The sequence below is a fragment of the Tildeniella sp. genome (assembly GCF_059505325.1).
In genome coordinates this window covers 59,211-73,624 of the sequence record NZ_JCACKI010000004.1, presented here as the reverse complement: position 1 = coordinate 73,624, position 14,414 = coordinate 59,211, and the positions used below count along the sequence as shown (strand labels likewise).

Annotated in this window: 9 protein-coding genes; 8 read left to right on the top strand and 1 reads right to left on the bottom strand. The window is 54.2% G+C overall.

Annotated features, from left to right (window positions below):
- Nucleotides 1-69: 69 nt before the first annotated feature.
- The 4 genes from trpC to AC5JO6_RS01740 all read left to right on the top strand — a co-directional run bounded on the left by trpC (nt 70) and on the right by AC5JO6_RS01740 (nt 4,534).
- Entirely contained in the window at nt 70-978 is a 909-nt protein-coding gene (trpC, locus tag AC5JO6_RS01755) for an indole-3-glycerol phosphate synthase TrpC (RefSeq protein ID WP_496079314.1), read from the top strand.
- A 149-nt stretch (nt 979-1,127) separates the two neighbouring features.
- Complete coding sequence (locus tag AC5JO6_RS01750) at nt 1,128-1,400, top strand: DUF5340 domain-containing protein (RefSeq protein ID WP_496079313.1); 273 nt, start codon at nt 1,128-1,130, stop codon at nt 1,398-1,400.
- A gap of 308 nt (nt 1,401-1,708) precedes the next feature.
- Nucleotides 1,709-3,193, top strand: coding sequence for a hypothetical protein (locus tag AC5JO6_RS01745; RefSeq protein WP_496079312.1), 1,485 nt, complete (start codon nt 1,709-1,711; stop codon nt 3,191-3,193).
- Between the two features lie 186 nt (nt 3,194-3,379).
- The gene (locus tag AC5JO6_RS01740) at nt 3,380-4,534 is read left to right on the top strand and encodes a pyridoxal-phosphate-dependent aminotransferase family protein (RefSeq protein WP_496079311.1); all 1,155 of its coding nucleotides are present in this window, start codon (nt 3,380-3,382) and stop codon (nt 4,532-4,534) included.
- 332 nt (nt 4,535-4,866) lie between these two features.
- Here AC5JO6_RS01740 and AC5JO6_RS01735 read toward each other — a convergent pair whose 3' ends face one another.
- Nucleotides 4,867-5,040: a hypothetical protein gene (locus tag AC5JO6_RS01735; RefSeq protein WP_496079310.1), complete on the bottom strand. Its 174-nt coding sequence runs from the start codon at nt 5,038-5,040 to the stop codon at nt 4,867-4,869.
- A gap of 610 nt (nt 5,041-5,650) precedes the next feature.
- On the opposite strand from AC5JO6_RS01735, the gene AC5JO6_RS01730 reads away from it, so the two are divergent.
- From AC5JO6_RS01730 to AC5JO6_RS01715, 4 genes are all read left to right on the top strand, one after another.
- Nucleotides 5,651-8,050, top strand: coding sequence for a beta strand repeat-containing protein (locus AC5JO6_RS01730; protein WP_496079309.1), 2,400 nt, complete (start codon nt 5,651-5,653; stop codon nt 8,048-8,050).
- A 134-nt stretch (nt 8,051-8,184) separates the two neighbouring features.
- On the top strand, nt 8,185-8,751 hold the full coding sequence (locus AC5JO6_RS01725; protein ID WP_496079308.1) for a hypothetical protein: 567 nt from the start codon (nt 8,185-8,187) through the stop codon (nt 8,749-8,751).
- Nucleotides 8,752-8,988: 237 nt separating this feature from the next.
- Entirely contained in the window at nt 8,989-10,569 is a 1,581-nt protein-coding gene (locus tag AC5JO6_RS01720; RefSeq protein WP_496079307.1) for a hypothetical protein, read from the top strand.
- On the top strand, nt 10,566-14,408 hold the full coding sequence (locus tag AC5JO6_RS01715; RefSeq protein WP_496079306.1) for a TonB-dependent receptor: 3,843 nt from the start codon (nt 10,566-10,568) through the stop codon (nt 14,406-14,408). The genes AC5JO6_RS01720 and AC5JO6_RS01715 overlap by 4 nt, the downstream gene beginning before the upstream one ends.
- Nucleotides 14,409-14,414 lie beyond the last annotated feature (6 nt).

Genomic DNA, 14,414 nt, shown 5'->3' with positions numbered 1-14,414 from the left:
CGCATCAGTTTGAGCAGTGGTCAAACACGGCTCGATCGTACATTTTTTCCCTTTACGCTTTAGTCACCGATGCAGATCCGTCGTCGTCCACCCAATCCTGCGGTTTCTGTAGAGTCATTGCGCTACCAGGCAAAGGTGCCTGATGCCGCTCCTCGCCATATTTTGGAGGAAATCGTCTGGCAGAAAGAGACTGAGGTTGCCCAACTGCGCGATCGCGTTCCTCTGCTGGAACTGCAAAAGCAGGTACGAAACTTACCGTCGCCGCGCAATTTCTTGCAGGCACTCCAGCATGGCAAGACTCGTCCTGCTGTGATCGCGGAAGTGAAAAAAGCATCTCCCAGCAAGGGAATCATTCGGGAAGACTTTGATCCTGTTGCGATCGCCCGTGCTTACGAACAGGGCGGTGCGACCTGTCTTTCAGTCTTGACCGACCAGAAATTCTTTCAGGGCAGCTTCGATAACCTGGCTCGTATTCGCGCTGTGACCGAGTTACCACTGCTGTGCAAAGAGTTCATCATCTACCCGTATCAGATGTATCTGGCGCGGGTCAATGGCGCTGATGCGCTTCTGCTGATTGCCGCCATTCTGTCTGATAAAGACCTTCAGTATTTCCTCAAGATTGTGGCAACGCTGGGTATGACGGCGCTGGTTGAGGTGCATACCTTAGAGGAACTCGATCGCGTCCTGGCGTTGGATAGCGTCAACCTGATTGGTATCAATAATCGCAACTTGCAGGATTTCTCAGTCGATTTACAGACGACGTGCCGACTACTGGACGATCGCCAGGAGCAACTGCGATCGCGCAACATACTCATCGTCAGTGAATCCGGTCTTTATACCCCTGACGATTTGCAATTAGTGGCAACTGCAGGTGCCAGCGCTGTGCTGGTGGGTGAAGCGCTCATGCGGCAACCCGACCCAGGAGTAGCGCTGGCAAGCCTCGTCGGGCAGGTAGCCGCTCAGAATCCCACTCTCTGATACGGCTATCCCGAAGGAGCCTTTCTCTACCTATCCTTTCTCTAGATCCTATCCTTTCTCTAGATATAGACGAGATACGGCTTTGCCGAACACGCTACTTCACCAAGCCTGTTGTCCCAGTTGATTAACGCTATAAGGTAGTCCGCTTCATGGAATCCATTCCCCTTCCGTCTCATATTCATTACGAGCTGCTGCTCCAACTGCTCGAACGACAAACAATGGTCGCAGTTGGTCAACGGGCTTCATCACAAGCACAGGTGCATCAACTGATCATCACTCTTCGCAAGGCACTCGCACTACAGAAACAGCTAGAAGACGATTGTCAGCGCAACCATTTGCCGATCGAGTATCGTTGGTCACTCAACAGCCTTACCGCTGAGCAAGAAACGGTTGCTACCCTTCTGAGTCTACAAAAAGAGTAGAATCCCCTTGTTTTCTAGGGCTACAGAACCACAGGTATCAGGAGCAGCCGTGCATCACTTGGCGGAAGAATGATTTGCAAACATCCATCACTTACGGTGGCGATTACTCTTTTGATCAACTAATTTAGATTCAATCTTGCGGCGAGAAGGACGGAGTTGAGATGATAGACGTTAAACGCTAGACTTTAGAGCTTCTGAAGCAGCTTCATTGATTACCCAAGGCGCTGCGAGTCCGGAGTCTGAATTGTCATCCTAGAAGGTTAGAAAGTGACCAGAAGGGCTGGCTCATCGTTTTCGAGGAATCCTGTGTGTCTGAACCGAACCCAGCTTCTAGTTCTGTGACGGCAGAGGTCAAACACTCTGACGGTGACGCTACGCTGGATAGGGTCGCGTTGAGCGCTGTGACGACGATCCCGATCGCTGAAACCGCCTCCCCTCAATCTACAGAGCCGCTTCAACAGTATTTAGACAGATGGGCGGTAGAACACCACGAAATCAATGCGATCGATCCGGGTTTTATCGCTGACCTCACCCAACGAGCGACAGCGCTAGAATCTCAGCGACAGCGGTGGGAGCAAGAGCAAGAAACACTCAGAGCTGAATTAAGGCAAGCACGATCGCTCTCGCACCAGCAGATTGAGCGCATTCGTCACCTGGAGCAAGCGCTGGATCAATCGCTGACATCCTTGCGTGAAATGCAGCTACAGGTGGTCGATCAGCATCTTTTAGAGGCACAACTGGCATCAACCGAAGACATTTCTAACGTGCAGCAGCAGGCGATCGCACGCTTAAAGCTCCAGTTAGCGCAGCAGCAGCAGGCACTGGATGCCCAATTGACCGAAACTCAAGCGCGCGATCGCTCCTTGCAAACCCTCCTCAACACAATGGAGGCGCTCACACAGGCGCAGCAGCAAGAACTCACGCAGCTTCAGGCTCAGATCGCTCACGATCGCGTTGATGTTCAGGCATATCAACAGCGCTTGGAAGCACAGCTAGAGAATCTACAGGCAGACCTGAACGCACAGCAGGAGCGGACTTTAGCGCTAGAGACTCAATCACTGGATGCTCGCACTCTGGCAGCTCACCTGACGGCACGATTGGAGCAAGCTCAGGCTCAAGTCAGCGAACTCTCACAAATCCTGAGCGATCGCCAGGTTGCCTTAAAGCAACTTGAAGCCGAACTACAGCAAGCTCACCGTACCCTGCAAGAGCAGCAGGCATTACTGGACAGTTTGCAGCAGTCTCGACTGTCTAACGCTTCAACTCATGGGGCTGTGCTTGCAGCGACTGGAACGCCGGGGACGGCAGCTTCAGCGATCGCCCCCGACTTGGCAGCAGCTCATGCCAAAATTGCCGCGCTGGAAGCACGGGCAGCAAAACAAACCACCACTCAGGCAATGCTCAGACATGCCTGCCAGGAACTTGAGGAAGAGCGCGATCGCCAGCAAACACGCATAGCGGAAGTGGAAAGCCAGACAACCGATATGCAGGAACAGATCCTGCGTCAGGCACAGCAAGCCAGCGAATATGAAACCGCGATTCAACATTGGAAAGACCGCTGCTTCAGCAACCAAAGCGATGTCCTTAAACTCAAAGCATTCTTAGAACACGTTTTGCCGAATCCTCCAGCGGAACTGTCCGATTTACTAGCAGCACTGTTAGCTGCCGCTGATGAAACAACAGAACCTAGCAGCCCAGCACGGCTAAGCAACACTGCTTTCAACCGCGAACCTAAAGTTGATTTGCCAGATTTCTTGCTTCGTCGTCGTAACCACAAAACGCGGCGATCGTAAAAGAGTGAGGAGTAAGAAGTAAGGGGTGAGGAGTGAAAGTTTTGAGTTCTGCTGACTGCTGTAGGGTCGCTTTTGCCGCTGCCTTGCTTTTAGAAGCCCCTCTGAGAATTGTTTAAACGTTAGAAATTGTGTCATCCTGGAAGATGCCGCCATTGTGCGCGCTAGTCTCGATTCTCAGGGCAGATTATGGACGACAAGTTAATGCTGATGATTCCGGGTCCAACCCCGGTACCGGAACAGGTTCTACTCGCAATGGCGAAGCACCCGATCGGGCATCGCAGTGGCGACTTCTCCAAAATCATGGCAGAGGTGACTGAGAATCTGAAGTGGCTGCATCAAACCAAAAATGATGTACTGAGTTTGACGGTCAGCGGTACGGGTGCGATGGAAGCCGCCATCATCAACTTTTTGAGTCCAGGCGATCGTGTTCTTGTTGGCAGCAACGGCAAGTTTGGTGAGCGCTGGGTTGAGTTGGCAAAGGCATACGGGCTAACTGTAGAAACGATCGCTGCTGAATGGGGGCAGGTACTCGATCCAGAGCAGTTCCGCGAGTCCTTAGAACAAGACACGAACAAGACGATCAAAGCGGTCATCATCACTCATAGCGAGACCTCAACCGGAGTACTCAACGACCTCGAAACCATCAATCGACACGTCAAGACACACGGCGAAGCGCTCATTATTGTAGATACCGTCACCAGTTTAGGCGCGTACCATGTGCCTGTTGATGACTGGAATCTAGATGTCGTGGCATCGGGTTCGCAGAAGGGCTACATGGTGCCACCCGGATTGGGCTTTGTAGCAGTGAATGCTAGAGCCTGGGAGGCGTATACGACCGCTAAACTCCCTCGCTACTACCTCGATTTGGGTAAGTATCGTAAAGATGCCGCGAAAAATACAACACCCTTTACGCCTCCTGTAAATATGTTCTTTGCTCTGCAAGCAGCATTGCGAATGATGCAGGCAGAAGGGTTGGAAAACATCTTTGCTCGTCATCAGCGCTTGGCTGCTGCCACTCGCGCTGCTGTAACCGCCCTGGGGATGCCACTACTGGCACCCGCTACTGCTGCCAGTCCTGCCATTACGTCTGTCATACCCGATCGCGTCGATGCTGAGCAAATTCGCACCGTGATGAAAAAACGGTTTGACATCATCCTCGCTGGCGGGCAAGATCACCTCAAAGGCAAAATTTTCCGTATTGGTCACTTAGGGTTTGTGAGCGATCGTGACATTTTGACCGCTATTGGTGCCCTGGAAGCAACCTTGCAAGAACTCAGCTACGAAGGCTTTACCCCCGGAGCAGGTGTAGCAGCAGCAGCGAAGGTTTTTGCCACGGCTTAGGGCGCGTCATTAATTCAGCTCCAAAACCTTGGTATCAGCATGATCGCGCCCGCCCCAACACACGAGGCTGGGGGCTGGCACCCTTGTTGCAAGTCATGTGTAGTCGTAATTGATGACAGCCCCTAGTCTTTGCCACGTCTCGGCAACCTGGTTAGCTGATCGATCGTTCTGCAAGCGCCCTCACCCGCCCTGCAAGTTCTAGGCAAAGACGGTGCGCTGATTCACGTCAGCTTGATCGATATGCCGATCTGAGTGTGGCGCTAAGCATGGCAGCCGATCGAGGAAGGTCGTCGATCGGTATCGCCTTTTGATACCCACACAGCTTTTTGGCATCAGTAGAGCTTACGCAAACCTCGGAGGTTTAACCAGGCATCGAACATTGCCACCAAAGTATAGCGCTCCTCTTCGCATGGTGAGAATGCCGCTGGTATGAGCGATCGGCAGTCAACGAAAAAGCTGATTGTCATCTCCGTTTGGGTGCGATCGCCACGTCTTTGCACAAACACCCGAATGTCTTCCAGTCTGTATAAAACTGATCATAAATTTAGCTCAGCATCCCAAACTCTACTCCACCGTGCTTTGCATAAAGCGTCATAAAGCACTCTAAGCAGTCTTACGTAAGCAAAATAGCCAGTCAAGTAATGCATCAGTATTTTCACTGGTACAGTTTGAACCTGGTAGCAACTAACCAGCTCTTTCTCAGTCTGAAATGACTACGGAGAAAGAGTTCCCAAACTATTAGCGATTGATTACTAGATGACATTGATTCTTGTATGAACGTTTGCTCGTAGCAATTCTTTCGAAAATATTCACAGAATACTTAGGTTTTGTTAGTTCAACCCTAAAAGCGGGAACGATGTAATTGAACTAAGTTGCCACTGCAAAATTTTGCTTGATGGAATCGCTGCTTTCTTATCATTCAGCGGCATCAACAGGAAAGCCCAAATAGATTTCTTACGACTACTTTGCCTCTTCACGACAGTCATTGCAAGAATGCCTCTTCTTGCGATCGATGGTTTTTGCGCTGCAAATTTAAGCGCTCCCTACGCTCCTTTTCTCAGTGCGTCTGGTCTTGATCGGCGCTGATTCACTCAATTCACTATTGCTCATATGCTCATGAAAAGACGAACCCGTTGTACCTATCGCCGACTACTGGCAACCACTCTTTTAGTTGGCGGTGCGCTATCAATGTCTACGTCTGCCTTTGCAGATGGGACAGCCGCCGGAACCACGATCAGCAACACGGCTACGGCGACCTATGAAGATCCCAATGCGCCGGGCACGACCATCAACGCCACGTCTAACACCGTGGTAGTTACCGTGGCAGAAGTGGCAGGCGTAACGGCAACCCCGCTCGCAATCACCGATACAACTGGTGGTACGGTGCTGCCAAACGATCTCATCAACTACGACTACCGGATCACTAACGTTGGTAATGACCCCACCCAGTTCTTTATTCCGGGCACCGCGACGGTGACAGGTCCCGGTGCGGCTGGAACGCTGCAATACAGCACTGACGGCGGCATAACCTTTATTAATATTCCAGCAGGTGGTGTGACAACAGCCTCCATTCTGGCGGGCGGCTCGGTGATTGTGCGCGTACCCGTTACCGTTTCGGGGCTGGCTTCTTCGGGTGCCGCTATTGCAGTGCGCCTGGGTGATACCGGAGCGAATGATAACAGTGCGGGGACTCAAAACCAACCGGATGCCATTGATGGTGCTACCGCTGGCGAAATTCGCACCGTTGACAATGCGGATGGCGCTGCGGGTGAAGCGGCAGGTGTACCGACCAATGGCGAACGAGAAGCCAGTGTGACGCAACAGGTATTGGTTGGTGCTCAATCCCAGGCGTTTGCTGCCATCCTCAAAACCCGCACTGCCTACACTGATTCCACCACCCCGGCGCTTAACGATGACGTATTGACTTATGGCTTGTCGCTGCGAGTGGATGCCACCGCGCCAGCAGGAACCAGTGGTCTCAGCGCTGCGAACCTGGTAGGCACCACGATTAATGTGGATGGTGCTCCAGTAACGCAGGTTTTGGTGTCGGATGCTGTGCCAGCTAACACAACCCTGACCGGAACGCCTGTTGCTCCGACAGGTTGGACTGTGGTTTACACCAATAGTCCAGTCGGTACGAATGCGAATACGGCAAACTGGGTCACAAACGTAGCGGCGATCGGCACGATCGGTAACGCCACTCGAATTGGCTTCATTAACAATGGTCCCATTCCGGCTGGTACAACGGTCACAGGGTTCACCTTCCAGGTTGTGACGACAGGCGTAACAGGGACAACGACGATCGCCAACCTGGCTCAGGTCTTTGGTCAAACCGCAGGCGGCGGCGGCACACTGGTTTACGACGAATCGGGTGACCAGGCTCCCAGCAACTTCAATGATGACGGCACAACAGGTTCTATCACACCTACCGATGGCGTTGCCAACCCTACCGCAGACGGAGTAGACAGCAACAACAACAACACAGGTACGGGACCAGGTGGAGAAGACAACGTGTTTACCGTTGCCGCTGCGGGCACCATTCTCAACGGTCCCAACGGTCAGCCTGCGGCAGTTGGTCCCACGAATAACAACGATGACTTCACCAATAAGTCCTCTACCATTCCAGCAAACACTGCACCTGGTTCCACGATCGATCCAAATTCGGTCACCTTCCTGAATACGATCAACAACCCCACCACGGGCAGTTTGAGCAATATTCTGCTGGTGCCTGACTCTGCTAACTTCACTCCTGCTACGGGCGAGGTTCTGCCACCGACGGGTACGACTGTCACGCTGACCTATGGCGCTCAAACGGCAGTTTACACCTACAACGGCACTAACTTTATCTTCACCTCTGGCAGTGCCATCACCATTCCCACCCTCACTGCTGGAACATCGGTGAACTATAGCGTCTCAGTGGACCTGCCAGGGACTCCTGGTACGGCTCTCTCTACTGATACTGGCAATGGTTTCTCAATTCCCATTTACGCCTTCCAGGATGTGAATGGCAACGGCAGACCTGATCTGGCAGCCGCCGAACCCACGCAGAACCGGACGATCGATCGCGTTTACACCGGGTTTCTGAAAATGGTGAAAGATGCCCGCATTCTCGATACCGACGGTACGACGGTGGTTGAGAACTATACACAAACGCCAACGGCGGCAAACCTACGGGTGGGTCGGTTCCTTGAGTATCGGATTACCTACACCAACGTTTCCATTGCTCCGGTTGGTGCAGGCAACGTCACCCTGAATGCAGGCAACGTGGTCATCACTGAGGATGGCACGGTTGGCACCAACACCTGGGCAAGAGATAACGACACCAACGGCGCGATCGACACCAGCAACGTAGTCGGTGCGACAACGGCTCAGTTCGGCACCATTACCTACGCTCCCAGTGGTGATCAAACCGGAACAACGCCAGCGACAGATGTCACCCGCTACACCAACACGCTGGGTATTTCCATCCAACCCGGAGCCAGCGGTACGTTTATCTTCCGTCGTCGGATCAACTAAGGAGTGGAGAGTCGGGGCGCTTTGACTTTTGACTTTTGACTTTTGACTTTTGAATGCAGTCAAATGCCTCGCGTCCCCGCGTCTCCCTTACCTGTCACCTATTACCTACCACCCAATTTGAAGAGGTTGAAAGCATGAAACGTCAATTCGCGATCGGTCTGGGAGTTGCTGCGGTGATCCTGACCATTCCCTTTGCTAGTAAATTGCCCGTTGTAGCGGGTTTATTCCACTCCGATGTGGCGATCGCTAAAGCGATGCAGCATCCCAAAGTGCAGTTAAAGCTGCTGGGCGAAAAGCAAGTCATCAGCAAGGATGCTCAGGGCAAAGAAGTCATTTCCTGGAACGGTGCAAACCAGTTAGCGGTGCAAACGGGCGATGTGCTGCGGTATCGCTTGATGGGCAAAAACGAGGGCGATCGTCCCGTCAAAAATCTGACCCTGAATCAGCCGATCCCCAAAGGCACCGTGTTTGTGCTGAAGTCGGCGAAAGTGGCTTCTAGCCAACCCACTCAGATTACTTACAGCATTAATGGCGGACGCAGCTTTGTCGAAGCGCCCACAGTGCAGGTCGCATTAGCCAGTGGCAAGGTCGAAACCCGTCCCGCCCCGGCTGAGGCATACACCAATATCCGCTGGAATTTGCCGAATACGCTGGCGGCAAAAGCACCTGTAAACGCCGAATACCAGGTTAAAGTGCGTTAGTTGTAACGCCTTGATGCTTGCTGGGGCAGGCGATCGAGCGTTTTAACGGCTGCGTTACCTGCCCCAATTCTTTCAACGAATTCTTTCAACGTTGGCTTACGGAAAACCCTCCAGGGTCTTCCGGTAGAGCTTTTGTGCCTTTTTAGGCTCGTTTAGAAGGGCAGGTGACGCAGCTTCACACGTCTTCCCCACTCCCTCCGCCCCCCAACTCTCCTCCCTTTAGTGATAGCCGCACCGATGTCACACCCGCCTTTTCCCAACTATTTAAAACACCTGGTGGTGGCTGTTTTAGCTAGCAGCACGCTTCCCATGGCAACGGCTCAGGCACAAACTCCGCCAGCACCAGCCGCGATCGCGGCACCCAGTGTTCGGTTGCAAAATACAGCGTCCTATCAATACGACGCGGTTAGCTTGCCGCTGTGCGATCCGCAGACGGGCAGCAGCCAGAACTGTGGTCTAGCGCCGACGGTTCAAATTTTGAACATGACCAACCAGATTGGGGGGACGTTCACACCGGGACTGGTTGACCCGCTGGGGCGCATTGTGGGCTGTGCGGGAGAGATGTTAAGTGACTACAGCGGCTTCAGCATTGCGCTGTATGAATCGGATGCCGCTGATCCAACGGGAATCAATCTGGGGCGACTCATTTCGCTTACGCCAACAGAAGTACCCGATCAGCCAGGAAATGGGATTGCCGAAGGTCGATCGCCCAACACCGAAAATAGCAATCCCTTCTCGCTCACCAATGGCGATCGCGGTGTGTATAACTTCTTGCTGGACGTGCGGAAAGGGCAGCTAGACCAGGGACGCTCCTACATTCTGGTGATCAATCCGCCTCGCAACTCCATCTATGCTCAACGACGGTTCCGCTTAACGATCGGGGCACGTAACGGCAATCAGGTGTCTTATACGGCAACGGCGATCGACGGCAAACCGATTAGCAGCGGCAGCAATGATACCGCTGTCACTGATACCATCACGATTCAAGATGCGGAACAAACCAGCCTGGTGATTGCCGCACTCAGTTTTGGTGCAGGCATCTGTCAGGCGCAAGAGATTCAAATCATCAAAACGGGCGATCGTGCCACGGCAGAACCGGGCGATACCGTCATCTACCGCCTGTTGGTCAGAAATCTATCCAGCGCCGCCATCAACAATCTGACGATTACCGATACCCTCCCGCTGGGTTTCCAATTCCTGCCAAAAGCGGTACGAGGGGACTTTCGCGGCACCGCTGTACCGATTACGACGACTCAGAACGGCTCCACAGTTACTTTCAGCGTGGGCGCATCCCTACCGCAAGGCGCAACTGACCCCAGTGCCGTGTTGAACATTGCTTACGCAGCAGTGGTGACACCCGATGCAGTGCGGGGCAAGGGACGCAATAGCGCGATCGTCTTTGGGCAACGGGCAGATAACGGCTTTGGGGTGAAGGATGGTCCAGCGGTACACCAACTCCGCATTCGCGCTGGCATCATCACCGACTGCGGCACCATTCTCGGTCGTGTCTTCATCGACAAAAACTTCGATGGCGAGCAGCAGCCCGGAGAACCGGGAGTGCCCAACGCGGTTGTGTTTATGGAAGACGGCAACCGTATCACTACCGACGCAGACGGGTTGTACTCGGTTGCCAATGTGCTGCCGGGATACCGCACGGGTGTCCTCGACCTGAGCAGCATTCCGGGCTATACCCTGGCTCCCAATCTCTATTTCAGCGAACGCAACAGCCAGTCCCGTCTGGTGCATTTAGAACCCAATGGCATGGTGCGGATGAACTTTGCTGTCACTCCTTCATTCCAGGAAGGGGCTAAACCATGAAACCGCAGAAACGTCATCTGACTGCTTCTTTGCTTTGGCTCTCGCTCACGACCGAATTGCTGCTGCTGTGCTGTCTTCAGCCTCCAGCCAAAGCAACGACTCCTGCCCCAGAAAGACCACTCGCCAAAACCGCTGAAGTTGTTGCAGATGGCAAGTCAGGAAGTAACCCCGTGACCACTGTACCAGCGGCGGTGTTCGATTCGATCGCGCAATTAACGCCAATCGCTCCCCCCGAAACGATTCCATCAACTTCAATTGTTCAATTAGCCCCGATCGCCCCCCCCGAAACCATTCCATCTACTCCTACTCCTACTCCTACTCCCCCTGCCCCCCCTGCTCCCCCTGCTCCCCCTACTCCCCCTACTCCCCCTGCCCCCCCTGCCCCCTCTCCCCTTACTCCCGGCGAAGTCCGCATCCTCACCCCAACTGCCCAGGCGCTTCTGGATGTTCCCGCTGTTACTGTAGTTTTGCAGTATGCCCAGGGCAGCCAGATTACCTTGAACGTGAATGGTGTGGGGGTATCTGACAGTTTGATAGGACGTACAGAGACAGACAAAACGACTGGCATTGTGACACAAAGCTGGTACGGGGTGGCGTTAAAAGAAGGAGAGAACACTCTGACCGCTCAGGCGACGACAAATGGAGTTGCGGGTGGGCTGGTTTCGACGCAGGTGCAGGTGCGCGGCGACGTAAGGCAGATGACGATCGCCACCGTTGAGGCAAGAATTCCTGCTGATGGTCGATCGACCGCTACGCTTCAGGGGCAACTGCTGGACGACAAAGGCAACCGCTCTAGCCGGGAGGCGATCGTCACGCTGATTGCCTCCGAAGGTGAGTTTGTGGATGCTGATGCCGATCGCGATCAGCCCGGATTTCAAGTCAAAGCAGTGCAGGGACAGTTTACTGCGTCGTTGCGCTCCAGCCTGAATGCCAGAACGGTGAACATTCGAGCGGTCGCAGGCAGCCTGGAGGCGTTTACCCAACTGCTGTTTGAAACCAATCTGCGCCCGTCGATCGCCACTGGAGTCATTGATATTCGCTTTGGCAAACGGGGCACCAATTTTTATGACAGCTTTCGAGATTTTCTGCCCGCCGATCGCAACAACCGCTATGAGTTAGACGTGCGGGGAGCCGTGTTTGCCACCGGGAAAATTGGCGAATGGCTGTTCACCGGGGCATACAACAGCAACCGTAATCTAAACCAGACCTGTGACGGCACCACGCGCCTGTTCCGCGATACTCAGTCCTGTGATCAGGTGTATCCCACCTATGGCGACAGTTCCCAATCCACGATTCTTGCTCCGTCTACCGATAGCCTGTACCTCCGGCTAGAGCGAACTTCGCCCGTACTCGGTGCAGGTATTGACTATGCCATGTGGGGCGACTACAACACCGAGGAGTTTGCGCGGCGATCGCAGGAGTTCACCGCCATTACCCGCTCACTGCACGGCTTAAAAGTCAACTACAACTTCGGCAATCTGCAACTAACGGGCTTCTACGGCAACAACGTGCAGGGCTTTCAGCGCGACACGATCGCCCCTGATGGCACCAGCGGCTACTACTTTGTGTCTCGCCGTTTGCTGGTCGAAGGCAGCGAGAATGTGTTCCTGGAACTGGAAGAGCTGAATCGCCCCGGTACAGTGATTGAGCGCCGATCACTGAGTCGTGGTCCCGATTACGAAATTGACTACGATCGTGGTACGCTCCTATTCCGTCAGCCTGTGCTGCGAACGGATATCGGCACCGATGGCGAAACTCTGGTGCGCCGAATTGTCATCACTTACCAGTACGATACACCCGGCTCCGACAACAGCATTTACGCGGGACGAGCCGTTTACCACCTTGCGCGCGAGCAAAACCAGGAAAGCTGGATTGGTGCCACCTATTTAAAAGAAGATCAGGGCAACCGTAATTTCGAGCTGTACGGTGCCGATGCCTATATTTCTCTAGGTTCCAGCGCCCGCCTGATTGCCGAATATGCCCACTCCAGCAATCTCTCTGACACGCTGGGTCAGGTGAGCGGCGCGGCATACCGGGCAGAACTGGAAGGCGAGATTGCCAACGGTATCCGTGGACGTGCCTACTTCCGTTCGGCAGAAACCGGGTTTGCCAACAATGCCACGGTGAGCTTTGTGCCCGGTCAAACCCGCTATGGTGCTCAGGTAGCCGCCAAACTCTCTCCCATCACAGCACTCCGCTTTCAGTACGACCACGAAGACAACAAAGGGATTGCACCCCGTGAGCTGAATACCCTGGAAGACCTGCTGACACTCCGGTTAGCAGCGGTGGCTGGTTCCAGAGTAGACAACTCGCTCACCACTATTTCGGCGGGCGTGGTGCAGAAGTTTGGAGCATCGGAACTGGCGATCGACTGGTTCCACCGCGATCGGAGCGATCGCCTGAATCCAGTGTTCAACACTACTTCTGACCAGTTGCGATCGCGCCTCACCGTTCCCCTCAACCCTCGTCTCACGTTCCTGGCGCAAAACGAAACCACCCTTTCGGCGCAGGCTGACGCGGTTTACAACGATCGCACCTTGCTGGCGCTGAACTGGCAGGCGATGCCCGGTATCAACGTTCAACTGGCGCAGCAGTTCTATACGCGAGGACAGTTTGCTGGACAATCCATCACCAGTCTGGGCGTTGCTGGAGACTACAAGCTCGGTGCCAATACCACCGTGAGCGGACGGCTCTCGATGCTCAAAAGCTCTGATGCCATGACCATGTACGGGACAGCGGGCATCAGTCACCAGATCATCCTGGCACCCGGTCTGAAGATGGATCTGGCATATGAACACGTGTTTGGCAACTTTTTGGGTAGAACGGCTGCCGGAACCCAGTTTGCTCAACCCTTTGCCGCTGGTCAATCGGGTGCATCTGTTGGACTACAGTCTGGCGACACTTACAGCGTGGGCATCGCCTACACCGATAATCCTGCCTTCCAGGCAAGCGCCCGGTTTGAGCACCGCACGTCCTCTGAAGGCAGCAACACGGTTATTTCTGCGGCTGCAACGGGCAAAATTTCTTCAGCTCTGACCGCACTGGTGCGCTATCAGCAAGCCAGCGCTGCCAACCAGAAGCTTACCGGGTTGGGCGACACTGCGACGTTGAAAGTGGGCTTGGCATACCGCGATCCCAACGATGACAAGTTCAATGCCCTGCTGCGCTATGAGTACCGCAAAAATCCGTCTACGATCCCCGACACGATTTTGTTTGGTACGGGCACCGGAGCGATCGATCACGTTCTGGCAGCAGAGGCAATCTACGCACCGAACTGGCGCTGGGAATTTTACGGCAAATTTGCTCTCCGAAGCAGCACGTCCTATCTAGCAGATGATTTCGTGAATTCGGGGCTGGTCACGATCGCTCAGGCACGAGCAACCTATCGTCTCGGCTACAAGTGGGATCTCGTCGGTGAAGCCCGCTGGATCAATCAACCAGGCGTGGGCTACAGCGAAACGGGCTTGGTTGCCGAAGTGGGCTATTACCTGACCCCAAATTTGCGACTTGCCGCAGGCTATATGTTTGGCAGAGTGGGCGATCGCGACTTCGACGGCAACTCTCGCTCTGCGGGCGGTCCCTACCTCGGTGTCACCATCAAACTCAACGAACTCTTTAACGGCTTCGGTCAACAACGCCTTCCCCCACCTCAGGAGCCACCTTCCACACCGATCGCCACGGCTGCTTCCCCTGCTTCCCCTGCTTCCCCTGCTTCCCCTGCTTCCCCTGCTTCCCCGACTCCCGACTCCCGACTCCCGACTCCCGCTTCCCCACCTCCCGCTCCCCAAATTCCCCTCCCCGGCACCGTCCCCACTTCAGCCGTTTTCCTCAATCCATAAGCCGTA